The 26,293-nt window shown below is 41.9% G+C and carries 20 protein-coding genes; 11 read left to right on the top strand and 9 right to left on the bottom strand.

All coding sequences use genetic code 11. From position 1 onward, the window contains the following. The first annotated feature begins 96 nt into the window (after window positions 1-96). Window positions 97-1,437, top strand: coding sequence for an AAA family ATPase (locus JMX93_RS04040; protein ID WP_499203929.1), 1,341 nt, complete (start codon window positions 97-99; stop codon window positions 1,435-1,437). After that, a complete protein-coding gene (locus JMX93_RS04035; protein ID WP_499203928.1) occupies window positions 1,438-3,972 on the top strand; it encodes an AAA-like domain-containing protein in 2,535 nt (844 codons plus the stop codon). A 280-nt stretch (window positions 3,973-4,252) separates the two neighbouring features. Here JMX93_RS04035 and JMX93_RS04030 read toward each other — a convergent pair whose 3' ends face one another. Then, entirely contained in the window at window positions 4,253-4,780 is a 528-nt protein-coding gene (locus tag JMX93_RS04030) for a peroxiredoxin (RefSeq protein WP_201591835.1), read from the bottom strand. 150 nt (window positions 4,781-4,930) lie between these two features. Further along, window positions 4,931-6,334, bottom strand: coding sequence for a class II fumarate hydratase (gene fumC, locus JMX93_RS04025; protein ID WP_499203927.1), 1,404 nt, complete (start codon window positions 6,332-6,334; stop codon window positions 4,931-4,933). A gap of 195 nt (window positions 6,335-6,529) precedes the next feature. Here fumC and JMX93_RS04020 point away from each other — a divergent pair, with 195 nt between their 5' ends. Then, window positions 6,530-7,165: a 5-formyltetrahydrofolate cyclo-ligase gene (locus JMX93_RS04020; protein ID WP_499203926.1), complete on the top strand. Its 636-nt coding sequence runs from the start codon at window positions 6,530-6,532 to the stop codon at window positions 7,163-7,165. After that, complete coding sequence (locus JMX93_RS04015) at window positions 7,165-7,410, top strand: hypothetical protein (RefSeq protein WP_499203925.1); 246 nt, start codon at window positions 7,165-7,167, stop codon at window positions 7,408-7,410. Before JMX93_RS04020 ends, JMX93_RS04015 begins: the two co-directional genes overlap by 1 nt. A gap of 112 nt (window positions 7,411-7,522) precedes the next feature. Here the strand turns inward: JMX93_RS04015 and JMX93_RS04010 are convergent, their stop codons facing one another. Then, window positions 7,523-8,884, bottom strand: coding sequence for a Na+/H+ antiporter family protein (locus JMX93_RS04010; RefSeq protein WP_499203924.1), 1,362 nt, complete (start codon window positions 8,882-8,884; stop codon window positions 7,523-7,525). Between the two features lie 586 nt (window positions 8,885-9,470). Here JMX93_RS04010 and lon point away from each other — a divergent pair. Further along, a complete protein-coding gene (gene lon, locus JMX93_RS04005; RefSeq protein WP_499204020.1) occupies window positions 9,471-11,903 on the top strand; it encodes an endopeptidase La in 2,433 nt (810 codons plus the stop codon). 302 nt (window positions 11,904-12,205) lie between these two features. After that, entirely contained in the window at window positions 12,206-12,763 is a 558-nt protein-coding gene (locus JMX93_RS04000) for a superoxide dismutase family protein (protein ID WP_198331749.1), read from the top strand. 156 nt (window positions 12,764-12,919) lie between these two features. Here JMX93_RS04000 and topA read toward each other — a convergent pair whose 3' ends face one another. Continuing rightward, complete coding sequence (gene topA / locus JMX93_RS03995) at window positions 12,920-15,586, bottom strand: type I DNA topoisomerase (RefSeq protein ID WP_499203923.1); 2,667 nt, start codon at window positions 15,584-15,586, stop codon at window positions 12,920-12,922. Between the two features lie 288 nt (window positions 15,587-15,874). Beyond that, complete coding sequence (locus JMX93_RS03990) at window positions 15,875-16,471, bottom strand: hypothetical protein (RefSeq protein ID WP_499203922.1); 597 nt, start codon at window positions 16,469-16,471, stop codon at window positions 15,875-15,877. A gap of 500 nt (window positions 16,472-16,971) precedes the next feature. Here JMX93_RS03990 and JMX93_RS03985 point away from each other — a divergent pair, with 500 nt between their 5' ends. Then, a complete protein-coding gene (locus JMX93_RS03985; RefSeq protein WP_499203921.1) occupies window positions 16,972-17,445 on the top strand; it encodes a DUF2799 domain-containing protein in 474 nt (157 codons plus the stop codon). Window positions 17,446-17,739: 294 nt separating this feature from the next. On the opposite strand, the gene JMX93_RS03980 is transcribed toward JMX93_RS03985, so the two are convergent. The 3 genes from JMX93_RS03980 to JMX93_RS03970 all read right to left on the bottom strand — a co-directional run bounded on the left by JMX93_RS03980 (window position 17,740) and on the right by JMX93_RS03970 (window position 20,000). Then, window positions 17,740-18,141: an ExbD/TolR family protein gene (locus JMX93_RS03980; protein ID WP_443215713.1), complete on the bottom strand. Its 402-nt coding sequence runs from the start codon at window positions 18,139-18,141 to the stop codon at window positions 17,740-17,742. 82 nt (window positions 18,142-18,223) lie between these two features. Then, a complete protein-coding gene (locus JMX93_RS03975; RefSeq protein WP_499203920.1) occupies window positions 18,224-18,913 on the bottom strand; it encodes a MotA/TolQ/ExbB proton channel family protein in 690 nt (229 codons plus the stop codon). 115 nt (window positions 18,914-19,028) lie between these two features. Continuing rightward, complete coding sequence (locus JMX93_RS03970) at window positions 19,029-20,000, bottom strand: cell envelope integrity TolA family protein (RefSeq protein WP_499203919.1); 972 nt, start codon at window positions 19,998-20,000, stop codon at window positions 19,029-19,031. 507 nt (window positions 20,001-20,507) lie between these two features. Between JMX93_RS03970 and JMX93_RS03965 the strand changes: the two genes are divergently transcribed. From JMX93_RS03965 to JMX93_RS03950, 4 genes are all read left to right on the top strand, one after another. Beyond that, window positions 20,508-21,557 (top strand): siderophore ABC transporter substrate-binding protein, encoded by a 1,050-nt coding sequence (locus JMX93_RS03965; RefSeq protein WP_499203918.1) that lies wholly within the window; start codon window positions 20,508-20,510, stop codon window positions 21,555-21,557. Window positions 21,558-21,658: 101 nt separating this feature from the next. Beyond that, window positions 21,659-22,759: an ABC transporter permease gene (locus tag JMX93_RS03960; RefSeq protein WP_499203917.1), complete on the top strand. Its 1,101-nt coding sequence runs from the start codon at window positions 21,659-21,661 to the stop codon at window positions 22,757-22,759. 116 nt (window positions 22,760-22,875) lie between these two features. Next, window positions 22,876-23,985: an iron chelate uptake ABC transporter family permease subunit gene (locus JMX93_RS03955; RefSeq protein WP_499203916.1), complete on the top strand. Its 1,110-nt coding sequence runs from the start codon at window positions 22,876-22,878 to the stop codon at window positions 23,983-23,985. A 100-nt stretch (window positions 23,986-24,085) separates the two neighbouring features. Then, window positions 24,086-24,844: an iron ABC transporter ATP-binding protein gene (locus JMX93_RS03950; protein WP_193011724.1), complete on the top strand. Its 759-nt coding sequence runs from the start codon at window positions 24,086-24,088 to the stop codon at window positions 24,842-24,844. A 126-nt stretch (window positions 24,845-24,970) separates the two neighbouring features. Here JMX93_RS03950 and JMX93_RS03945 read toward each other — a convergent pair whose 3' ends face one another. Then, window positions 24,971-26,287 carry a PepSY-associated TM helix domain-containing protein gene (locus JMX93_RS03945; RefSeq protein ID WP_499203915.1) on the bottom strand — a complete coding sequence of 439 codons (1,317 nt, stop codon included), beginning with the start codon at window positions 26,285-26,287 and terminating at the stop codon, window positions 24,971-24,973. Between the last annotated feature and the right edge of the window lie 6 nt (window positions 26,288-26,293).

Below are 26,293 nucleotides of genomic sequence, written 5' to 3'. Positions count from 1 at the left end.
TGTCACGTAATGTGGTAAGGTCTTTTTTTAGTATATAATCACTAAAATATATAATTCCCTCGCAATAAAAAATCGTAATTAATTGGTACACAAATAATGAATAAAGATTGGCAAGACTTTAAAAGCTTACACAGTAATATCGCGGGTGCACGAGAAGCTTTTGAGAATGCTTGTGAAACTTTATTTAGAAAAATCCATTCTGATAAAAATGTAAGTCAAGTTGCTGTTAAGCAAGGTGATGGTGGTATTGATATATTTATAGGTAATCTTGGTGTTGAACCAATTACTGTAATTCAATGCAAGTTTTTCTTAGAGACATTTGGAAATTCGCAAAAATCTCAAATTAGAAAATCTTTTGATACTGCTAGCATGTCTGATAAATATGAGCTAAAGGAGTGGATTTTATGCGTTCCAAGAGTTATAGATATCGATGAAAATAGTTGGTGGTTCAAATGGAGACAAAAAAGTATTCAAGTTCTAAATAAAGACGAGAGTTTCATATCCTTAAAAAATGGAAATGAGTTGATAGACTTGTTTAGAGAACACAACTTATATAACCTTATATTCAAGATGGAAGACTCGCTTAGAATAGAGTCAACAAATAGTAAAGTTGATGAAATACATAAAGCAATCTGTGGTCAAAGTCCTTCTATTATTCAAGTTCCAAAATGTGCAAGTTCTAAGCTCGTACTATTTAATAATTACAATGAAAAAAATGAAGACTACTATATAAATAGAGAGTGTGATAACCATTTTGTAAGTTATCTTGAGCTAAGTAACATCTGGCTATTTGGTAAGTCTGGTATGGGCAAAACTGCTTTAGTAAATAGGAATTTAATTCAGCAAGGTATTACTTATTATTATTGTGATTTAAGCCCTATCAGCATTAAAACCTCTAATGATGTTCTAGAAGAAATCTTATCAACTTTAGAGGACAAGTTAGATATCTTAAGGCAAGTTGATCAAGCAAACCTTATTAAGCAAATATCAACGATGCTTTGCAGAGTACCTAAATCAAAAATTGTTATTGTGATTGATGAACTATCTATTTCAAGTAAGATATTAGCGACTGATGTTGTTAATGATTTGACTAAGCTAGTTAACCACTTCACCAATAAATCCGATGATGATTCTCTCAAGTTTGTTATCTCAACAATAGATGAACCAAGCAACTTTTTTATTAACAAATCAAAAGCGAGTGAGTTTTTCGAATATATCTGTTGTGACAACTGGACTACTAATATCGACAGTTTGTATGATGTCATTTCACATGCGTTAAGCATTGAATTACCTGATTCAAAAATACATATTCTAGATAGTTGTCAAAACTCACCTAGAATTTTGAAAAATATTTTTCGTAAAGTAGTCCTATCTGAAGATAAAAATGAACAAGCTATTTTGGTATTAATTGAAAAGACCTTAAAAGAGATAGTATAAATGAATAAGATACTTAAAAAGTACACTACAATTCCAGAACATCTATACGTAAAGAGAGCTGCGGATAAGCAATTAGAAGAAATCATTAACGATATGCAAAGGCCAGGATATGTCCTAGTTGCAAGACAAATGGGTAAAACAAATCTATTATTTCATGCAAAAAGAACACTGGAGAGCAAAGATAGATTGTTTGTTTACGTTGATTTATCGAACTCCTTTGATCATGAGAAAGATTGCTATCGAAATATTATCGATTGTATTCTAGAACCAAATGAAGAGTTATTTGAGTCTATTGAGATTAAAATTCATAATATTAGAGATATGCAGTTACAAGCTCATAAAGAGTATTCTCGTTCATTAAGGGAAATATTGAATTATTTTCAAGGTGATTTAGTCATTGTTCTTGATGAGATTGACGCTCTAAGAGGTGCTGAATACTCAGATAACATATTTGCTCAAATAAGAAGTAATTATTTTTCACGAACTAATTTCCCAGTCTTTGAAAGGCTAACTTATATTTTATCAGGTGTTATTGAGCCAACAGAACTAATAAAAGACAGAAATAAATCACCTTTCAACATTGGCGACAAAATATACTTAGATGACTTTACTTTTGAAGAACATGAAGCGTTCATTCAGAAAAGTGAGCTAGAAGTAGATAATGAAATTAGTAGAGAAATATATAAATGGACTAATGGAAATCCTCGTTTAACGTTCGATATATGTGCTGATATTGAAGCTCAAATAATCGATGGAAATTTGATCGACAACGTCAAGATTTCGAAGATAATTAAAGATAAATATTTAGTTTCTTATGATATAGCTCCCGTAGATCATATTAGAGAATTAATAAAGTCTAACAAGAAAGTAAGAGACGCTGTATCAAACATTCATAAAAAAAATTATGATGAGCTTAATGATGAGATTAGAAATAAACTTTATCTTTATGGAATAATTAGCTCAGATCTTAAAAAGGACCCCATAATAAAAAATCCTATCATTGCTAAATCTATTTCCGGAGAATGGATTCAATCTGTAAATAGAGAAACACAGGGTAACTTTAGCTATGGTTTATCACTAATTGAAGATAAAAAGTATTTGGATGCTGTTAGCTACCTGGTTGATTATCTTGATAACTCAGAAGCAAATAACAATGAACTTGAAATTTGTAATTACTATATAGGTTTTTCTTTATTTCATCTCAATAAGATTGGCGAGGCAATTACATATTTCTCAAAACCTTATGATGAAAGCCCTTATAAAGAAAACTCAAGATCACTTTTAGGAATGTGTTTGATCAAAAATGGTGATATTAAATCTGGTAAAGATATCCTAAAAGAATTTATTAATCTTGAGGAAATGAACTTTGCCTCAAGAAATGCTATATTTAATTATGCAAATATTATTCGTGAAGAAGATCCTGAACAAGCTTTAACTCTCTACAATAAGATTGTCGATTCTTCATCGCAGATTGACAATGACTTAAAAGGATCAGAGCTTAATAAGCTTTACACCTCTATCTTTACATTCAAGGCTCTAATCTATCACGGATTGGGAGATAATAATCAGTTTGTAAGTAGCATTAATACTGCTATGGGATATTCTGACATATCTGAAAAACTATATTTAGATTTCTTACTGTATACTTTATCTGATTTAAATGAAGATAATAGTATTATAGAAGTTATTGCTAATACAATAATTGATAATGAATTGAAGTTAAAAGATGAAGATATTTTCCCATGTAATTTTACTTATGCACATTTATTAAATTATTTAGATCTAACTTTCAACAATAATCACTTAGAAATTTATGAAAAGCTATTAGATTATTCTACTGAACATCTAGTAGCTGACACTTCGAAAGCTAGAATTACAATAGATATTCACAAAAATTCTGAAAGAAATCATTTGGATTACTTCCTCGAAACAAATAAAGAAGTGGATGTACTACCTATTGATCTACTGACTATTTATCGTTATATTTGTATGAAATATTTTAATAATCCTATAAAATTTTATGATTATTTCTATAGATATAAAGAATTACTTAGTCACACTGAAGATATTTTAAGAGTTGATATATACTTTTTCGCTAAGGCTATCAAAGAATTAAGAGAAGACAACAAAGACATTAAAGCTTTACAACTTTGTATTCTCATCGAAGAAATATTTAATAAAAATTATTTAGAAGAAATTGAATCTGAATTTATTCTAATTTATTTTTGGACAGCTTCTATTTATAAAGAAAACAAGAGTATGTCATCAGCTCTAAAATATGCAAATAAAACTCTTGCATTGATTGGAAATTTTAAAGAAGACTCTACTTCTCTTGTTAATAAAGAAGGATTAAAATCTATAGTTGATCAAATAGATATAATGAAATTTCAAATATTAAGTCAAAAGCAATATGGTCGAAATGATAAGATAAAAGTTCACTATCCAAATAAAGGTGTTACAGGAATTATAAAAGAAGGTAAATACAAGAAATTTGCTGATGATATCAATAATAAGAAGTGCATTGTTATTGAATAATTTGAACTACGCTAAATATAAGCTAAATAAATCGAGATGTCACCGCTAGCAATGATTATAGCGGTTATCCTTTCTTAGCTGGTGGCTATGCAGGCGTGGCTGGTGGCGGTATCAAGGTAACAGGAACTCTACCAGACGCATTAGTCTGCACGCCAGCGGCAAGACAGATATGAGCGAAAAGCAGGATTAGCTCTAAAAAATTAAGAACAAAAAAAGACCTTGCCACATTCTCATATAAGAAGTGACAAAGTATTTTTTATTTCTAACTTCTTAATGGAATCTAAGCATTACTTTTTAAATACGCTAACATAGTGTCTGCATCTGATACTTCAAATGGGTCTATTGGACAGTTGTCGCCAAAGTCAGCTTCCTTAAACACTTTTTTAACTTCTTTATTGTCGACAACCATCGAATAACGCCATGAGCGCATACCAAAGCCAACATTACTCTTATCAACAAGCATGCCCATTTTACGAGTGAACTCACCATTACCATCAGGAAGCAAGAAAACGTTTTCACGGTTTTGCTTTAGACCCCATTGGTACATGACGAATGCATCATTGACAGAAATGCAAACTATTTCATCTACGCCTAATGCCTTAAACTCATTATAAAGCGCTTCATAACGAGGGAGATGGCTGGTCGAACAAGTTGGCGTAAAGGCACCTGGCAGAGAAAACACAACCACTTTTTTATTGGCAAATAACTCATCTGTGGTTAGATCATACCATGTGAATGGGTTGTCTCCTCCAATAGAGTCATCACGAACACGAGTTTTAAAAGTCATATCAGGTACATGGGTAATCATTGTTTACTCCGATTTAGGTTATTGTCTTTTTTATTTCTAACTAATCGTTGGAACAAATATGATGCTGCTACCAGAAAGACGAGTGCAAATTGTACTTGTCGTACATTAAGCGAGTCTGACGCCGTAGCAGGTCATTATTTGGTCTACTGCTTACTTAGGATGTACCATATCAGCAGGAATAACCCACTCATCAAACTGCGCTTCAGTTAATAGCTCTAGCTCAACCGCCACTTGCTTCAAGGTTTTGTTTTCTTTATAAGCAGTCTTAGCGATTTTTGCCGCATTTTCATAACCAACATGACGGTTCAATGACGTCACTAGCATCAATGAGTTGTGCAAGAAGTCATCGATTTTGTCTTTTACTGGCTCAATACCAACGGCACAGTTCTCGTTGAAGCTGTTGCAAGCATCGCCAAGTAGTTTGATAGATTGCAACAAGTTAAAGGCGATCACTGGCTTATACACGTTTAGCTCAAAGTTACCTGATGCGCCAGCCATACTGATAGTTGTGTCGTTACCCATGACCTGAGCGACCACCATAGTCATTGCTTCTGACTGCGTTGGGTTAACTTTACCTGGCATGATAGAAGAGCCTGGCTCATTTTCAGGAATCGTCAATTCGCCCAGACCACAACGAGGACCTGATGCCAACCAGCGTACATCGTTAGCGATTTTGTTTAAGCTACCCGCTAGCGTTTTTAGTGCGCCTGACGCAAATACTTCTGCATCACGGGCGGCTAGTGCTTCAAATTTGTTTGGTGACGTGACAAACGGCAAGCCAGTCAAAGCTGACAGTTGCTCAGCTGATTTTACTGCATAATCAGGATGGGCGTTTAGACCAGTACCAACCGCAGTACCACCTAGTGGCAACTCATATAGACCTTGTAGCGCGTTGTCAATACGAGTCAATGAATGGTCAAGCTGGCTAACATAGCCGCTAAACTCTTGGCCTAACGTCAAAGGCGTAGCGTCTTGCAAATGCGTACGACCGATTTTTACGATGCTATCGAATTCTTTGGCTTTAGCAGCTAGCGTATCGCGTAGCGCTTTTACCGCTGGAATCAATAAACCATTGATTTCACGAGCAGCGGCAACACGAATCGCCGTTGGGAAGCTGTCGTTGGTAGATTGAGCATGGTTTACATGGTCATTTGGGTGAATTGGCGTGTAGCTGCCGCGCTCAGAACCAGCGATTTCGTTAGCACGGTTGGCAAGCACTTCGTTCATGTTCATGTTTGACTGCGTACCAGAACCCGTCTGCCATACGACCAATGGGAACTGATCCGTTAGACCACCATTGATGATTTCGTCAGCGGCTTGTACGATTAGATCACGCTTGTCGCCTTCGATACGCTCTAGGCTTGCATTGGTAATCGCAGCGGCTTTTTTAACCAATGCCATCGCTTCAATCATTGGACGCGGCAAAGTCTCACCACCGATTTTGAAGTTCTCACGGCTACGCTGAGTTTGCGCACCCCAATAAGCGTCAGCTGGGACTTCCACGTTGCCCATAGTATCTTTTTCGGTACGAGTTGCCTGATTCTGTGTCGACATAACTACCCTCTTTGATGGTTTGTTGTATAGCTGCTTCGAAAAAAGTGCAACACACGCTGCACATAAAGGAAAATACGCTGTAAAGTGGCGTTATGATAGCATGACTAAGGCGTGTTGAATATTCACAAATCGCCATTGCTGCTCTCTAAAAGCAACAGCCATCATCAATTTAATACATTATTGGATAGTATATCTATGCATCCTGAGTTAAAAAATTCTGAGTCTCAGATATCTACAGTGAGTAATCCGCCCAGACGGCTATTTACCCGCCAGCGCCGCCAATTAAGTGATGGAGAACGTAGACAATATGCTCAGTCCGCAAGTTTACACCTATCTAAGCTACAGCAGCGGCTGCCAGTAAATTCACGCATTGGCTTATATTATGATGGCTTTGGTGAACTGCCTACTCAGCTACTGCTGGATTGGTGTAAACGCTTAGGCTATTTTCCGTATTTGCCTGTGGTTGGTTCATTGGGAAATGATGATAAACGCCTGCGCTTTGTGCCCGTTTATCAATCAAAGCTGCTCAATATACCGACGCGGATTCACAGTCTGGGCATGAAACAAAATCACCATCGTAGATTATTATGGGCAGCAGAATTAGACGTGATTATCTGTCCACTAGTGGCGGTGGATAAACACGGTAACCGTATGGGTATGGGCGGTGGATTCTATGATACAACGCTTGGTAGCAGCTATCAGTCAGGTGCAAAAAAGCCATTAAAGATAGGCTGGTGCTATGACTTCCAAGTGGTCGAGCAACTAGAGCGTCAGCCGTGGGATGTGCCATTAGATGGCTTGATTACGCCAAGTGGCATAAGGTGGTTTTGATGAGAGATAATGATAAAAAATCTGATAAAAAAAATTCTAGCGCTGATAATGTGGAAGAGTATTTGCAAACGTTAGGTAACGAGGACGCTAGAGAGTTACGTTATTACAGTCAAGAACAGCCCTTTAGCGCTGAGGAGATGACAAGGCTCGTCAATGAAGATCGCTTAAATAAACTGCTCACGCAAAGTGACGCGTTTTTGAATAGTTTGAATGGTGAGATAAAAGATTTTGATGAAGATTATTAAAAATGCAGACAGTTTGAGCAATGAATAAAAATTAAAAAGGCGGGCATAGTTACTATTTATGATAGTTGCTATACCCGCCTTTTATATCAAACTTAACCATTTATAACATTAACTAAAGCACCATCGCCGCTATCCAACCAAAGGCCAATAGTGGAATGTTGTAATGCAAGAAGGTCGGCACCACACTGTCTTTAATGTGGTCGTGCTGACCATCGATGTTTAGACCCGAGGTTGGCCCCAATGTCGAATCTGACGCAGGTGAACCCGCATCGCCCAGCGCGCCAGCCGTACCGATAATCGCCACAGTAGCCAATGGCGAAAACCCTAAAGAGATACACAGCGGCACATAAATCGCGGCCAAGATAGGAATGGTCGAGAAAGACGAGCCAATACCCATCGTCACAATTAAACCAATTAATAGCATAATAAATGCGGCTATCGCTTTATTACCTGCAAATAATGACGCGGCACCATCAACCAAGGGCTGAATCTGCTCAGTCGCTTTCATAACTTCGGCAAAGCCCTGCGCCGTAATCATAATAAAGCCAATCATCGCCATCAGCTTGATACCGTCATTAAAGACCGTATCAGCTTCACTCCATTTAACGACACCCGTTGCCATAAAGACGCCAAAGCCAAACATCGAGCCAAGCAAAAGTGAGTCGGTATACATCTGCACCACAAATGCCGTCACAATCGCGGCAAGCGCCACCAACGTTTTCATCTTGCTTTGTGTTTGCGCACTAGCCGCGGTTTTGCTTAACGCATCACCCTCTAATACTTCATCATGCGCAGCTTTATCAATTGCTAGCTGCTGATACTGGCGCGGTTTACGGTAACTGATAAATACGGCGACGAGCAAGCCTACAGACATACCCAAAGCCGGAATTGCCATGGCTTTGGTGACTGAGATGTTACTGATATCAATGCCTGCTTCACCGACGTTTTTCAGCATGATTTGATTGAGATAAATATCGCCAAAGCCATACGGAATAAACATGTAAGTGGTCACAAGACCAAAAGTCAGTAGACAAGCAATTAAACGTCTATCGATGTGCATGCGATTGAAAGCGAGCAATAATGGCGGTACTAGCAATGGAATAAAGGCAATATGAATAGGGATTAAGTTTTGGCTAAAGCAGCTCATGGTGATTAAGCCTGCAAACAGCATGTATTTAATCATTCCACTCGTACCACCCGCATCAATGCGTTTGATCACCGCCCCTGCCAGTGACTGTGGCAATCCTGAATGCGCAATCGCCACCGCAAAAGCCCCAAGCAGCGCATATGACAGCGCAATTTGTGCGCCATTACGGATACCTTCTTGAAAGGCGTTCAAAGTATCAGTCATACCCAAACCAGCGATGAGTCCGCCTGCCAGCGCCCCGATTAACAAGCTGAGTACCACGTGTACACGCGCCAAAGACAGCCCTAGCATGATGACGACTGCCAGCAGTACCGCATTGATGGTCATATATTGCCTCTTATTCTGTCTGCTATAGCCTGATTAAGACTTATTAATATCTTATGAACGACGGATATTACCCTTGCCTCTAAACCGCTTGATGCTTAAACCACCGTTTAAGACGCGCGTCAGTTTACCTTATTTTGCACATAAATCCTACGTACAGAACCCAATAGGTATTAGCTACGCACTCTTTACCTATGCTCTGTATACATTGAATATCACGTATTATGTCAAATTACGGATAACTACATGACTCGTGGTCTTTGGATAGATATAACTATTTTGCACAGATAAGCGTGTGACTTTGCCAACAAGCCTTGCAATTTTATCGGTGAGCACCATTTATCTAAACATGAACCACGAACTTGACTTTACAAGTCTGGTGAACGAGGAAGAATATATGAGTGAACATAAAATTGCCCAAGACAATATCGACATCGATGTCGACGTTTCATCTACTGTTGCTGATGATCAAGAGCGAGACAGCACGCTTGACAATACGACAGATGATGTAGCTGTAACAGCTGATCGCGTTGAAGATGGTGATGACAAGGACAGCACTGTTGAAGACGATGACGCGAAAGACGATAGTATAAAAGGTGACAGTACAGAAAACTATTTACCACTACTAGCATTGCGCGATGTTGTCGTTTATCCGCACATGCAGATTGCTTTGTTCGTCGGTCGTGAGCCATCGGTAAAAGCCGTTGAATTGGCACAGGCTGAGTACGGCAATAAAGTATTGGTCGTGGCACAAAAAGACTCGCTGACCGAAGATATCGATCAAGATAACTTGTATCAATATGGCACCGTGTGCCGCATCGTCAGCACCATGCCGCATGATAGTGATGAAAACTGCATCAAAGTATTGATCGAAGGTCAATATCGTGCGCGTGTCGATAACATAGAAAATCATGATGACTTATTGATGGCGAGATTTGAGCGTGCCGATCTCGATGTCAGTATGGATGAGAGCCAACAGAAAAACACGATTCAAGCATTAACCACATTGTTTGAAAGCTATGCGGATGCGCGTCTGCGTAATGCTCGTGAGCTGACTCGTGTGGCGAAGCGCATTGATGATTTGCTTGAACTGGTTTATTTCATCTCGACCCGTGTGTCGATGGACTTAGATATTAAGCAATCATTCTTAGAAAATGACGACCTCAAAACCCATATCAATACCTTAACCGAATATTTGGTGAAGCAGAGCGCTGAACAAAATATCGAGCAAGATATCCAAGAAGCTGTCCGTCAGCAAATGGAAGACAATCAGCGCGAATACTTCTTAAATGAGAAGATGAAAGCCATTAAAAATGAGCTGTCAGATATGAATGACGGTGCGTTTGATGGCGAAGATGATGTGGCGGAGTTAGAGCAGCGTCTAGAAGATGCTGACTTACCAGAAGATGTGCGCAAAAAAGCGGATCAAGAGCTGAAAAAGCTCAAAATGATGCCGCCAGCCTCAAGTGAATCGTCAGTCGTCCGCAACTATATTGAATGGATTTTGGACACGCCGTGGAATGCGACGACCAAAGTCTCGATCAATTTAGACAAGGCAAAAACAGTCTTAGACGAAGATCATTATGGCTTACAAGATGTAAAAGACCGCATCTTAGAGTATCTCGCCGTACAATCACGAGTGAAAAAACTCCGTGGTCCGATTCTTTGTTTAGTTGGTCCTCCGGGTGTTGGTAAAACCTCATTGGGTGAGTCGATTGCGCGCGCAACGGGTCGTAAGTTTGTGCGTATGGCACTTGGCGGCGTGCGTGATGAAGCAGAGATTCGCGGTCATCGCCGTACTTATATCGGTGCGATGCCAGGCAAAATCGTTCAGTCACTGGCCAAAGTTGAAGTCAAAAACCCGCTATTCTTATTAGATGAAATCGATAAGATGGCGCAAGACTTCCGCGGTGATCCAGCATCAGCATTGCTTGAAGTATTGGATCCATCACAGAACGACACCTTTAACGACCATTATTTAGACATGGACTTAGATTTGTCGCAAGTGATGTTCATCTGTACTGCTAATAGCATGGATATTCCGCCTGCCCTGCTTGACCGTATGGAAGTCATTCGTCTACCGGGTTATACCGAAGAAGAAAAGGTCAATATCGCACAGAAGTACTTAGTACCAAAAGCCATTAAAAATAACGGTCTCAAAGAAGGTGAAATTGAGATTGTCGAAGCGGCGCTACATAGCATCGTGCGTAGTTATACACGTGAAGCTGGTGTGCGTAACCTTGAGCGTGAAGTGAATAAAATCTGCCGTAAAGTGGTTCGCGGCTCGGTTGAAAACCATGGTGCACGTGCTCCGAAAAAAGTAGAGCGTCAGCTAATCGTGGTCGATGACAAAAACATCGATGACTATCTAGGTGTACATCAGTATGACTACGGTCTGGCGGAAGAAGAGCCTGAGATTGGTCGTATCACGGGTCTTGCATGGACACAGGTCGGTGGTGAGTTATTGACCATCGAAGCGGTGGCGATGAAAGGTAAAGGTGAGCTTAGCTTTACCGGTTCACTCGGCGACGTGATGAAAGAGTCGATTCGTGCGGCGATGAGTGTGGTACGTGCTCGCGGTGATAGCTTAGGTATCGATTACGAGACGTTTAAAACCACGGACGTCCATGTACACATGCCAGAAGGCGCGACCCCGAAAGATGGTCCATCTGCTGGTGGTGCACTGACCACAGCGCTTGTATCTGCATTGACTGGCATCGCCATTCGTCCAGATATCGCCATGACAGGTGAGATTACCTTACGCGGTAAAATCCTGCGTATCGGAGGTCTTAAAGAGAAGCTACTTGCAGCGCATCGTGGCGGTATCAAGCACGTCTTGATCCCAGCGACTAATGAACGTGATTTGGCCGATATCCCTGATAACGTTAAAGCAGGCTTAACCATTCAGCCAGTGGCGACGATTGATGAGATATTAAAAGTTGCTTTGGTCAGTATGCCCACGCCGCTTAAACCTGCAAAAGTAACGGTCGATAAAACCTCAAGCAAAGCATTGCATAATTAATTGAACCTTGATTAAGTCATTCCTATAGATTAAAGAGCCGCTCATCGTAATGATGGGCGGCGTTTTTGTATGAGGCTTATTCATTTTTTCAAATTATCCCTCCTATTTCTAATAAACCTTTCACCATGCTAGCTCTGTAATTATAAGTCGTGACTAAGTTACTTTACTTTTTAAACCCATACGATACTTACATTTATTAACCGATTGTTGCGCATTTGATGAATATCTGCAGACATGGCTTAGTTATACTAATGACGAGATTGAGAAAACTCGATAAATTTCAAATATAAATGGAGATAATAATGAATAAGATGATACTTGCAGGCACTTTACTATGTGGTTCAGCGTTAGCGATGACAGGCTGTCAGACAGTAGAAGGTCAAATGCAAACTGGTAATCCTCTTAGCCAACCCGCCCTAAAATCCACTATCCATTCGGTCGATGGTAAAAAGATGGAAGTAGGACAAATATTTTTACGTCCAGTCGATGGCGGTGTGCAAGTTTACGGTAAGCTAATGAATTTGCAACCGGGCAAGACGGTATCACTCCATATCCATGAAACAGGCAGCTGTGCTGATATGGGTAAAGCAGCAGGTGGTCACTTTAATCCAGACAATAAGCCTCACTCTAATCCTGATGATATGAACGGTCATGCTGGCGATTTGCCGAACCTGACCGCCAATGCAGATGGCGTGGCTACTATTAACTATGTAAATAAGAAAATCTCTGTCGCTGATGCAGGTAAATATAGTGTTAATCGTCTCGCCTTTATCGTGCATGGCGGTGTTGACGACTATACTAGCCAACCAGCTGGTAATGCAGGCGATCGAGTTGCCTGCGGTATCATCGAAAAGAACTAATATCATCTGAATTTAGCTATTATTGATAGCACAAAAAAAACCTCTTAGATTCTAAGAGGTTTTTTATTGTTTAAAAATTTATAGCTTAAAACAATATTGGTGATACAGAAGCTCATATATTAACAATCGAGCACCAAGGTGAAAAGTAAAAGAGACTTACTCCTCTACCCACTCACCGTTACGCCAATACACACCCCAACGCGTGGCCTTACCATTTTTCTCAGATCCAATATACTGCTCTTTCTTCTTACGTGACCAGCGTAGAATGGTTGGATTGCCATCTGGATCTTCATCTGGACCTTCAAACAGATACTGGAATTTATCTTCCATTTTATCTTTGATTTCGCGGAGCTCAGCCAGCTTTGGTGCACGTGTCTCGCGTACTTTCGGGAATTTAGACGCCGCCAAGAACATCCCAGCCGCCCCTTCACGCAAGATAAAGTAATCATCGTGCTTGGTTGATTTCAGCTCTGGCAGATGAATAGGATCCATGCGCGGCGGTGCTGCTTCGCCCGTTTTTAATACTTTACGCGTGTTATCACATTGCTGACAAGCGAAGTAAGGACCAAAACGCCCCGTCTTTAGCTCCATTTGCCCATCGCATTTATTACAGTCGATGGTTGGGGCATCTGAACCCGGTACTTCAAACTTCCCTTCTTCTAAGATATAGCCGTCACAATCGGGATTATTACCACAAATATGCAGCTTGAGACCACCATCGACGATATAACCGTTCATGGCAGTGCTGCATTTCGGACAACGCTTTTTCTCCATCAAATCTTTAACTTCTGCCGCTTCATCGGCGGCATCGCTTTCATCAAGATTGGCAAAAGCCTCAACTGGCATTAAGTTCTTAGTACCTTTGCAGCGCTCTTTTGGCGGCAAATTATAGCCAGTACAACCTAAGAATACGCCTGTTGAGCCAGTACGCAGTTGCATTGGACGATCGCAAAGATCGCAATGCACGTCGGGCACGTCAGTTGGATCATTTGGGCGCATACCATCTTTTTCTTTGGCACGATCAAGCGTCGTTTTGAAGTCGCCATAGAAATTATCGAGGACATCTTTCCAGTCTGTATCGCCTTCTGCCACATGGTCAAGCTTATCTTCTAGCGCAGCAGTAAAGGTATAATCCATCAAATCAGGAAAGCTTGCAGTCAGTCTGTCGGTGACAATATCACCCATTTTTTCAGCAAACAGGCGCTTGTTCTCAAGCTTCACATAGCCACGATCTTGAATGGTCGAGATGATAGAAGCGTAAGTCGATGGACGACCGATGCCTTTTTTCTCAAGCTCTTTAACCAAACTTGCCTCGGTATAGCGCGGAGGCGGCTTGGTGAAATGCTGACTCGGATCTAGCTTATCTAGTATTAATTGATCGCCTTTTTTCACATCCGGTAATAAGGTATCGTCAGTTTTTGCTGGCGGCATAACCTTAGTATAACCATCAAATACTAACGTACGACCGCGGGCTTTTAGCTCAACATCATTAGCACCTACGAATAGATTCACTGACAGATATTTTGCTGGCAGCATCTGACAAGCGACAAACTGACGCCAAATCAGCTCGTACAGGCGGATTGCATCACGCTCAACCCCTTTAAGCTGCGTTGACTTCATATTGACGTTAGATGGACGAATCGCCTCATGCGCCTCTTGTGCGCCTTGTTTGTTGCCGTAGAAATTTGGCTTTTCTGGTACGTATTTTGCGCCATAGCTGTCTTCGATATAGCCACGTACCGCAGCAAGTGCATCACCAGATAAGAAAGTCGAATCGGTACGCATATAAGTAATATGACCGGCTTCATATAAGCGCTGTGCCAAAATCATGGTCTTTTTAACTGAAAAGCCCAATCGTGTGCTGGCTGCTTGCTGCAATGTCGAGGTGATAAATGGCGCACTCGGACGCGATTGCGTAGGCTTCTCTTCACGCTCTTTGACGATAAAGTCACTTGAGTTAAGAATTTCTAAGACTTTATCTGTCTGCTCTTTATTGACGAGCTTAAGCGTTTTGCCGCCTTGCTTGGTCGCCTCTAAGCGAATCGCAATTTGCTCAGCGTCCTTTTTGCTACTGGCAACGTGAGTATCGGCATGAATTTGCCAATACTCTTCTGGGATAAAGGCGCGAATTTCATGTTCTCTTTCTACGACCAAACGCATAGCAACGGACTGGACGCGACCTGCAGACAGACCGCGAGCGACTTTTTGCCACAGCAGCGGCGATACCATAAAGCCAACGACACGGTCTAAAAAGCGCCGCGCTTGTTGGGCATTGACACGATCGATATCAAGTTTGGAGGGCTGCTTAAAGGCATTTTGAATAGCCGATTTGGTAATCTCGTTAAAAACCACACGCTCATACTTACTGTCTGCGCCGCCGATGACTTCTTTAAGATGCCACGCAATCGCTTCCCCTTCTCTATCCATATCCGTTGCCAGATAGATTTTGTCAGCGTCTTTGGCTAAAGCTTTCAGCTCTTTAATCACTTTGGTTTTATTTGGCAATACTTCATAGACTGCTGCCCAGTCATGTTCTGGATCGATGCCCATGCGCCGTACCAATGCTTGCTGGGTTTTTTCTTCTTTGCTTAGACTGTCATCTTTTTTGGTCGTTGTTGGTTTTTTTGCACTTTTGCTTGCGCCAACCGGTAGATCACGGACATGACCAATACTGGAGCGTACGATAAAGTCATCGCCAAGGTATTTATTGATTGTTTTTGCCTTGGCAGGTGATTCTACAATCACCAAAGACTTGCCCTTTGGACTGCCTTCGGGATTGCCAGCAGTCGGTGCTGGACTTTTTTTGGTTGCGGTTTTTGCCATATGTGACGACACCATTATTATATGAGTAAATTAAAAGTAAGAATAAATACAGCAGCATGGCAATTTATAATTGTGAGTTATAGTAGCGCGGTGAATCATTATAGTAATAGCTGCTTAAAAAAACGTTTATAAAACAAACAATAACCATAAGATAAAGAGTCAGTTATAAAGACGTTACACTGCTAAGCGTTACACTGTCAACTGTAAATGACTGAGAGTTTGCCAAAAGTTCTTGCATATTGCTTATTAATGGAGATTAAAAAATTATTTTCTACCTTGTAGCTATTTTTATAGGCGCTTTTGCATCTCTGACGCCCATTGTTCAAGCTGTTTTTTGAGCACCAACAAATCTGATTCAATCAGTTTTTGCTGATAGGCGGGATTGGATGAAGGACGCACATAAGCGATATCTTCCCAATAAATCACGATACTATTGGCCTTAGTCAGCAAACCTTTGACAAATGGCTCAATACTGACTGGCAAATCTAGCGGTGCTTTATCCAAGCTAAAATTGGTCTTCTTGATAATCGTATTATTAGTGCTGTTATTAGCACGAATGGCACTCGGAATCGTGAGCTTAACATCATCTTTGGTTGTATCAATAAAACTACTATCTGGTCGCCATTGCCCATCAATCACTTGATAGCGCGTGTGCGGCAGCTGCACATCATCTAACACTAAACAGTACTGACCTAACATTCCACGCCCATATTCATTGTCTTTACCTTTGATCCAATCAGGACAACTCACCAGCTTTGGATTCAATTGCAAACGACGCGCGGTCATGCGCAGCTTATCCAAACGCTGATCGATACCGTTAGGTTTGAGCGCCATCATACTCCCTAATACAAATAGTACAATGATAACGCCAACGAATGTTCCCATGATGGTCCGGCCTTTTGGATAAATGAAAATGCTACTAAAAAATAAAACTGCCACTATTTATACAACACTCTACAACAAAGATAGCGATTGCCTAGTTAACTATAAAAAAGTAATCGTTGATTGTTTGAACCGTAACTTTTAACCAGTAATTTTCTAACCAGTAGCGTCCTGACGAGCGACTGTTTAACAAATGATTGTCTGAATACTGGCTACTATATAGATGCTTATAATGAGCACGAACCATTAAAAATCAAGCATGCTAAGTTGACAACCATTAACCACTCACGCTTTCGAATCTCGATGATTCAGCTATATGTGCTAACAGATCAAACACTTAGCTCGAATAAAAACCAGCATAATAACAAGATACAAAAAGTTGTCAGCGTCAAAAAGTGCTATGATAAACCATAATTTTAAACGCGCGCAGGTTTATTATGAATTATCTTCTTAAGCGAAACTCATCGACCGCTTCACCAGCGAGCAAATGCGTCCATAAACTCATGAGTAAAACTGGGATTACCCTCTCGCTAGTAGGCGCTGCCTTATTGACCTTATCAGGCTGTGCAACGACGCAAAATCTCACCCCGCAGCAATGTCAGGAAAGCAATTGGCAAGAAGTCGGCTATGCTGATGGCTTGCAAGGGCGTTCAGGTGCTTATTTTGGTCATTATGCTGATAGCTGCGCAAAGGTAGGTGGTCCCATGCCGAACCGCATACAGTGGGAGCAAGGGCGACAGCAAGGTCTCAAAAGCTACTGCACCGAGCTCAATGCTTATAAACTTGGGCGCGAAGGCTACGACTGGCAGCCCGTTTGTCCGCTCGAAGGCATCGAAAAGCTAGAAGAAGCTTACTCCCAAGGACGTTACTACTATATCCGCCAACGTGATCTCGATTATCTACGTTCGCCTTATCCGTTTGGCTACGGGCCTGGGCGCTTCGGTTACGGCTATCACCCCTTTGGCTATGGCTGGTAGATGTTGAACTTGCTACAAGCTAACAGTATTTTACAATAGCCGCACTTTAGAATAACAGAGCTTTAGAACAAGAGGTTGCTTGGAAATAAAGACACGATTTACAATAAAGGAAACCTCGCAAGGATACCCAAGCGAGGCAGGAGAAAAAGTTTATTATTTTAATTGTTCTTCTTATTATCTTAGCAATTTTTCTCTTAATAAGCTTATTGATTTTGCTGGCAAACTTACTGCTATAAAGGATAGAACTGTCATTAAAGACAGCTGTTAATTAGGGCGTGCTCTCATTAGTAAAAGCTACTCATTAACAAAAGCTATCTTCGTAAGTCCCGCTTGACTGGCAGCGGCTAGCACTTGAGCGACAGTGTCGTACTTGCTGTCTTTGTCAGCACGCAATTGTATAGAAGGGTCTTTACCTCCAGCACTTTGCTGTTGTAACCGTGCCTCTAACTCCTCCATGCTAATCGCATCGCTGTCCCAAAATATACCTGCGTCTTTATCGATGCTAATTTGAATAGCCTCTGGTGGCGCCTCATTCAACGCAGCGCTAGTCTTCGGCAACTCTAATGGCACTGTCGGATTCAGTACGGTCGCCGTCAATAGAAATATAATCATCAATACCAGCATGATGTCGATAAGCGGAATGAGGTTCATCTCACTCATACTTTGACTGTCATCATCACCCAATTGAAATGCCATAATCACTCTCAATACATTTGGTTATTCGCAATATAGCTCGCTTGGCTATCGCCTAACGAACTGCCCCATCAATGGATAGTCGTTAAGGCTGCGACGCGGCTGAACTGTGATAATGAGTCACTTGCTGAGCATCTGCTGTGTTTGAGTGCATACCCTTTGCTAACGGATCTTGGGCAACGGTCGCTTTGCTGTCTGTTAACGGCTGCTGGGTAACGACCATCTCGGCAGAACGTGCCAATAGGTCATGCGCTCTATCGTTGGCGTGATACATCACACGGCGATTGATACGCACTGCAAGGTTATAAAACACCACTGCTGGAATCGCCACGGCAATACCCAGCCCTGTCATGATAAGTGCCTCACCGACTGGCCCTGCTACTTGTCCCAAACCCGCTTGACCACTCACACCAATATTATGCAGCGCATGGAAAATACCCCATACCGTCCCAAACAAACCAATAAATGGCGCAATTGCTGCTGTCGTCCCAAGAATAGGTAAACCGCGCTCGCTGGCAAAACGGTAACGACCAATATGCTTGAGCAAAATCTGCTCAGTAACCAAACGGCGAGTAGAGGCATCTGCTGCTATCATCTCACCCTGTTTTACTTGAATCTGTTGACTCAAATCATCTGCAACATTGGTGGCCAATTTTCGGCTTTGTAGCACACGAATAATGCCAGTCACCCAAGAAATTATAGATAAAGCAAGCAACAAAAAGAACAAAGTTTTTGTCACCATGTCGCTGATTTGCCAGTATTGCATAAAGTCCATGTCAGACTCCTTAATGTGTAATGCCATTACATGATAACGCTATGCAGAGCGGCGCTAGCTTTATCATGAAAGTTATGAATAAATATTCTTTGAAAGAATTATTTGAATACTAGTATTAGTCCACGATATGGCTTACTGGTAGAGTCACAACACCTACCACGGGCACGCCATTTTTAGTAAAGGGTCTGAACCTAGCAGAGCGCATCTTCCTTACCGCCTCTTTGTCTACTATATTATTACCTGATTCTCCAACTAAAAGCACATCACTAACCCGGCCCTGTTTATCCACCGTCACTTTCAATAGTACATTAAAAGTATCACCCGTCTTGGCCCTTCTTAGAACAGAAGCTGGAACACTAAATCTCGGTGTCTTTATCATCTCCGCATCACCAGCAGTAAAGCTCACAGGTTCATTGCTTGCAGCAGCCGCTGCTTTTGCGGCGTCTTTAGCCGCTTTGTCTTCCGCTGCTTTTCTGGCATTCGCTTCGGCTTGAACCTCTCGGGCAGCCTTGGCATCGGCTATTCTCTTAGCTTCTTGCACTGCTCTATCATGGGCTTCTTGAGCGGCTTTTTGTGATTCTGCTGCTAGAATTTTACGTTGTTCTTCAGCTTCACGTTGACTATCAGCCATTGAGGTATCAACTTTCGATTCTACTATTGGCTTTTTAGACACCTCTTTTTTGATAATGTCAGGCTTTTTTTCTTCTACTTTTACGACAGGTGCTATATCAGCCTTTTTGGCTTTTACCACCGGTTTTTCTGGTGCATTTTGCTTAGTCTTCACTACTGGAGCTACTTTAGGTTTTGACGGTGCCTGTTTTTTAGGTTCAGGTTTTGACTCTGTTTTAGGTGTTGCTTTTTTGGGAGTTACTTCCTGCACTTCTTCTACTTCAGGGATGGCTGTTTTGACAGGTAACGTTACCATCTCTATCTCGATAGGTGGTGTGTCTTTTTTTGGTTCAACTTTTATCTCAGGCGTCTTGATCGCCACCAATGCGACTGCCGTCAGCACGTGCAAGCCCACAACTATCATAATAGCTGCGAGTATCAATTTAAGTGGTGGCGCGTCTAAATCCGTTGAACTCATAACACCCTAATATTAATTAACCGAGGTAGAATGGCGTAGATAATAATGCAAACGATAATTATTATCAATAATAAATTTATAATAATTTTGATTAGCAGGCAAATGATAAGCCTATCATTTACCGTTATTTAAAAAGCAAAACCTACTTAGCCATTCAATCAGCCTTTCTCAAATATTGCTATGCAGACTTATTGTGCCAAAGCCGTCACAACTCATAAATACAGTGACGTAATAAAAACCATTATCATTTGTATTGATAATGAGTCTCAATTAATCTATCATAGCCCCTGATCGATTATTCATCTTGCAAGGTTACAAGACATTAGGGCGTATTAAACGTCTTAATACCTAAGCGTAAAAACAACCAATAAAAAATCATAACGTTAAAAGTAATCCCGTCGAGCATTGTATGATGTGAAATATCACACCAAGCAAGCTCTTTTTATTTTTATATGGCCAATTACTTGATACATACTTTGTCCAACCAGCTGATATACCGAGTTATTTATGTCTATTACTTTATTGCCTAACCGCTCTACTCCTTTTTTCAAACGCCCTTTACTGACTGCTATGATGACCGCACTGGTTACTACTATCAGTGTGTCAGGTTGTAGCTCACCTGAGTCTAACGACTCTGAGCCTGCGGATGCTAAAACTGAGAATCAAACGGCAGATAATGCCTCGAATGTCGCCAATAACGATGCTGTCTCTGTTGAGAAAGTCACGGTCGACACAGTAAAAGGCAATGTCGATTTGGCAATGAATCCATCGCCGTTGGTGGTCTATGATATGACTTTGATGCAGGATTTAGCCGCGCTTGATGTTGCTGTCGATGGCATGCCAAGCGGTCTAAAATTAGACAATTTACAGTCTAAGACACAGCCTGAACCAAAAATCGTCGGCACCGTATTTGAACCAGATCTTGAGGCGTTGAACGCGATGCAGCCGCAAGCTATCTTGGTAGGCTCACGTATGGCAGAAAAATATGATGCGCTGTCCAGTATTGCACCAACGCTCGACATGACGATAGATACCGCAAATATCTATGAATCAAGCAAGCAGCGTTTGCATGATTTGGGTGCATTGTTCGGTAAAAGTGCTCAGGCAGCGAAACTGCAAGGCAATATCGACGGGCTCATTGATGAGACCAAAACATTGACCAAAGATAAAGGTAAGGGCTTAGTGGTCATGGTCAATGGCAATAAGCTGTCTGCCTACGGCGATCAATCACGCTTCGGTTTTATCCATACCGTGCTTGATATCCCAATGGCAGATGACCAAATCGCCGACGCAAGCCACGGTCAGCCAATCTCATTTGAATACCTACAAAAAACCAATCCAGACTGGCTATTCGTCATCGATCGCAGTGCAGCCATTGGTGCAGATGGTGCTGGTGCCAAAGCCGTATTGGACAATCCATTGGTCGCACAAACCAACGCTTGGAGTAAGAACCAAGTGGTTTACCTTAGCCCAGACTCATATCTTGCCTTTGGCGGTTATTATCAGTGGATGCAGGATTTAACGACCATTAAAGAGGCTTTTGCGAACGCTAAATAAATAATGCGTTAAATAAGTAATATGCTAAACAATCGTCATTCGTTTTTAGGCAACTGTCATGACTGTCAGTTGCCAACCCTCACTTTAAGCCAGTAGCTGATATGCCGTTATTTTCCTCTCGTGCGCAGACCAGCGTCAAAGCCCGCCCTACTTTACCAGCCGCATCAACGAGTTGGCAAAAAAGTGCAAGCCGTGGTCTGAGCTCTAAAAATCGCCGTGCTCCTATACCACCGTGGCTCATCAACACGGGTAGCCTCATTATTATGGGGCTTTTGGTGTTATTAAGCTTATCAATTGGTGTGGCGGACTTTTCGTGGTCAGGTATATTTCACAGCCTTATCAACCATAGCGCCAACTCCGATAGCTCACTGCTACTGGTCAGTCGCCTACCGCGTACCATCGCTATTATCTTGACGGGTATCGCCATGGCAGTCGCTGGAATGATTATTCAAGTGGTGCTCAAAAACCGCTTCGTTGAGCCATCGATGGTCGGTGCAACTCAAAGCGCTGCACTGGGATTATTGGTGGTTAGCCTGCTATTTCCAGCCAGTGCGCTCATAGTAAAAATGGGTGTGGCTACCATCGCGGCGGTATTTGGCATGATGCTCTTTATGCTGCTGATTCACCGTATTCCGCCGACGGATTTTTTGATGATCCCACTGATTGGTATCGTCTTCGGCGGCATTATCGAGGCAGTGACGACGTTTATCGCCTATCAAACCGAATCCTTACAGATGCTCAGCGTTTGGCAGTTTGGTGATTTCTCTGGCGTCTTAGCAGGTCGTTATGAGCTGTTGTGGCTGACAGGCGGACTGTGCGTGCTGGCGTATATTATTGCTGATAAGCTGACCATTATCGGTTTGGGTGACAATATCGCGCTCAATTTAGGCATCAGCAAACGACAAGTGACGTGGGTTGGTGTTGGCATGGTGGCGATGATGAGTGCGGTTGTCGTTGTCACCGTTGGCATGATTCCTTTTATTGGTTTGGTCGTGCCTAACATCGTTAGCCGATTGATGGGGGATAAATTGCGCCGTAGCTTACCAGCGGTCGCATTATTGGGCGCTTCAGCGGTGCTATTGTGCGATATTATTGGCCGCTCGATACGCTATCCATTTGAAATCCCTGTTGCGACAGTTTTTGGGGTGGTCGGTACGGTACTGTTTTTATGGCTGCTATTACGTGCGCCTACTGAGCAATAAAACAGCTCGCCATAAAACTGTGTATTAATGAAGACTCAATAAACCTCTTTGCCGCTTCTCTTTCTTTTATTGTTGTTTTGTCTGATTAGATAAGCATAGCACTATAGGATTTACTCATGCTTTCACCGTCTAAGCATAATTTTATAAATGACAGTTCTACAAAGACTGGCTCGGCACAAAAGAGTGCGCCAGGAAGTAGTCATTCCAAACACAATCATTCAAAACACAGTAATGATGTCATTACTACTGGACAAAGTCGCTTAGCAAAATTTTGGGCGCTGATAGCCCGTCATCCAAAATCGATAGCAGCGATTATATTACTGATCTCGACAATCCTATTTTTGACAGTCAACGTCAACGGACATTGGGACTTTGCGCTACCGCTGCGAGGTAAGAAATTACTGGCGTTAATGGTCGTCGGTTATGCGATTGGTGTATCGACTTTATTGTTTCAGACTTTGACGCACAACCCTATCCTGACGCCATCACTGTTGGGCTTTGACTCGCTATATGTTTTATTACAAAGCCTGTTGGTCTTCTTTTTGGGCGCAATAAGTTTTACCAGTATCAATCCTCTTGCCAAATTCATCCTTGAAATTGTTTTAATGTTCGGTGCCTCTTTACTATTATTTCGACTACTGTTTTCAAAAAGCAGTCAGGATTTGACGCGACTGATATTGGTGGGCGTTATCTTTGGGGTATTGTTTCGTAGCTTATCAGCCCTGATTGCCAGATTGATCAATCCTGATGATTTCGTCGTCGTGCAATCTGCCAGTTACGCGCAATTCAATACGGTCAATCCACAGCTGCTTGGTATCAGCATTTTTATCTGTGCCATTAGCGCGCTATTTATCTGGCGCTGGCGTTATCAATGTGACGTATTGATGCTTGGAAAATCACAAGCCATTAACCTTGGCATCAACTATCAACGCCTGGCATTTGGGCTATTAACCGTCATTGCGGTATTGGTCGCCACAGCAACTGCCTTGGTCGGTCCAGTGACCTTCTTTGGCTTATTAGTTTGTGCGCTAACCAATCGTATCGCTCGCCATATGTATCACAGCGAGCGCCTGATATTGGTCAGTTTGGTGGCGATGATTTGCTTGGTACTCGGTCAGACGATATTTGAGCAACTATTGGGCATGGCAGGGGTACTATCGGTGGTGATTGAACTGGCTGGTGGCTTGGTATTCTTAATATTGATTTTTATGACTCAGCGCCGTTAATACCGCGCTTATTTAATAGTCATTGACCTAATAGCCAATCATCTAAAAACCATTGATATGGTAGTAAAAAATTAGATCCTTTCTAAAAATAAGAACCATTATGATTAAACTCAATAATATCTCGCACCATATTGGCAAACAGCAAATTCTTCATGACATTACGTTGTCATTACCAAGCGCACAAGTGATTGCCTTGATTGGTCCCAATGGCGCGGGTAAATCCACCTTATTTTCGGTCATGGCACGCTTGCAACCGCTACAGTCGGGACAGGTCAGTTTCGGCGAGCATGATATTGTTAGCTGTCATGCGCGAACCTTGTCCAAAACTGTTGCGATGCTTGGACAAGACAATCAAGTGCAAGGCCGACTGCGCGTGCATGAGCTGCTGATGTTTGGGCGTTACCCTTATCATCAAGGGCAACCAACTGCCGACGATCAGCAAAAAGTTCAAGAAATTATCGAACGCTTTGAGCTTGCGCCATTAGCCGAGCGTTTTTTATCGACACTATCGGGTGGTCAGCGTCAGCGGGTGTTAATTGCGATGATTGTTTGCCAAGATACGCCGTATTTATTGCTCGATGAGCCGCTGAATAATTTGGATATGTACCATGCTGGTCGCCTAATGCGTGAGCTGCGCGAGTTAAGCCATACTCAGCAAAAAACGGTGGTCATCGTGCTGCACGATATCAATCAAGCCGCACAATTTGCCGATACAGTGGTCACCATGAAAGAAGGTCAGGTGACGGCTGTCGGCCAACCTGCAGAGGTTATCACCCAAGAAACCATGAAAGATCTGTATAATGTCGATGTTACCGTGCTCAGTCATCAAGGTCGCCCAGTGATTGTCGATACGGTTTAAAGGCCGTTTTTTAGCAACCGTTTTTTAAATAACCGTCCTCTAAATACCTCTCTTTCACATATCTGCTTTTAAAGTGACGGTCGTTTTATACCGTCACTCTTTACCTGCACTAGACTGCAATCCACATCAATTCAATTTTCGTGCGGCTTTTAATCGACTTTGACGTCCTTTAACCCATAAATACACACCTGTGCCAGACAAGACCACCACGGCTAACCCAGTCAATGCTAAAAACATCTGATACAACAAATGACCTATGCCATGGCCGATATGTCCCATGTGTAGCGTTGCCATCCATTGGTCAGCTTGATTACCAAATGAGCTTTGATAACCAAAGTTGACACGCGCAACACGACCACTTTGGGCATCAACCGTGATAGAGGAAGCACCGCCTTTTTTGCCGATATCTTGATTGGTTTTAAAGCGCATTTGCCATTGATTATCCTCTTCTACCCAGCGTATGCCCAATAGCTGCTGTATGTTGACGCCATTTCTTTGCGCGGCTATCTCTGCCTGCCTGCTTAAATAAGCAATGCTATTAGCCTTGTCTACCTTATTAGTACTGTTCATATTAGTGCCAATAGTAGTCGCCTCATCATTAATAGATTCCGTATTCATCGCAGGCTTCTTTTGTTTATCTCCTTTACCTTCTCTACCTTCAAGACCTACCATTGCTTGCATCACAGGCTGATATACCGATTTTAAATTAAAACCGACACTCGACCACGCAATGACAAAAAGCATCAACCACAGCCATAAGCCAAATGCATGATGCAAGTCATAATTGAGTTTAAAGGTATTGGTTTTACGACGGATTTTCCAAGCAGGTAGCCAACGTTTGATAAAGGACGCACGTTTTTTAGTCTGCTCTTGGTGTTTAGTTTTGCTGTTTTTAACCGCTCTTGGAAAGGTTAAATAAAATCCGATAAAACAATTAATCGTCCAAATTAAGGACACGATACCCAGTATTAATTTACCGATATCTCCCAGCAATAAATCTCGGTGCAACCAGAATACCTTGTACATCGTATTGCGCCATGCCCACTCCTCTTTATCACGCGTACCGATGATTTCACTAGTAAAGGGATCGACATACACCTCTTGGAACGGGGCGTTAGGAGAATTATCTGCTGCCTGACCTCGCGTTCTATCTACCGAAAAAACTGCTGACTTGTTAGGCTCTACTGACGTTGGCATACTAGAAAATTGATACTGTGGATAGGCGCTGATAACAGCATCATGAAGTGTGGCGATCGGTAGTGGCGGCTTATGTTGCGCCTCAATACTTGCCAACCTATGATTGAACACATCATCCAGCTCATCATGAAATGCCAATAGTGTGCCCGTGATACCAGCAATGATCAAAAAGGCGGCCATCGCAAGCCCAGTATAACGATGAATCCATAAACAGCTCTGACGCAACGTAAGGGGAAATGAAGTCATTAGTCT

The sequence above is a fragment of the Psychrobacter muriicola 2pS genome, from assembly GCF_904846535.1.
Taxonomy (GTDB): Bacteria; Pseudomonadota; Gammaproteobacteria; order Pseudomonadales; family Moraxellaceae; genus Psychrobacter; species Psychrobacter aquimaris.
Note: the sequence above shows the minus strand (reverse complement) of the source record. Positions and strands in the feature narration are given on the sequence as shown.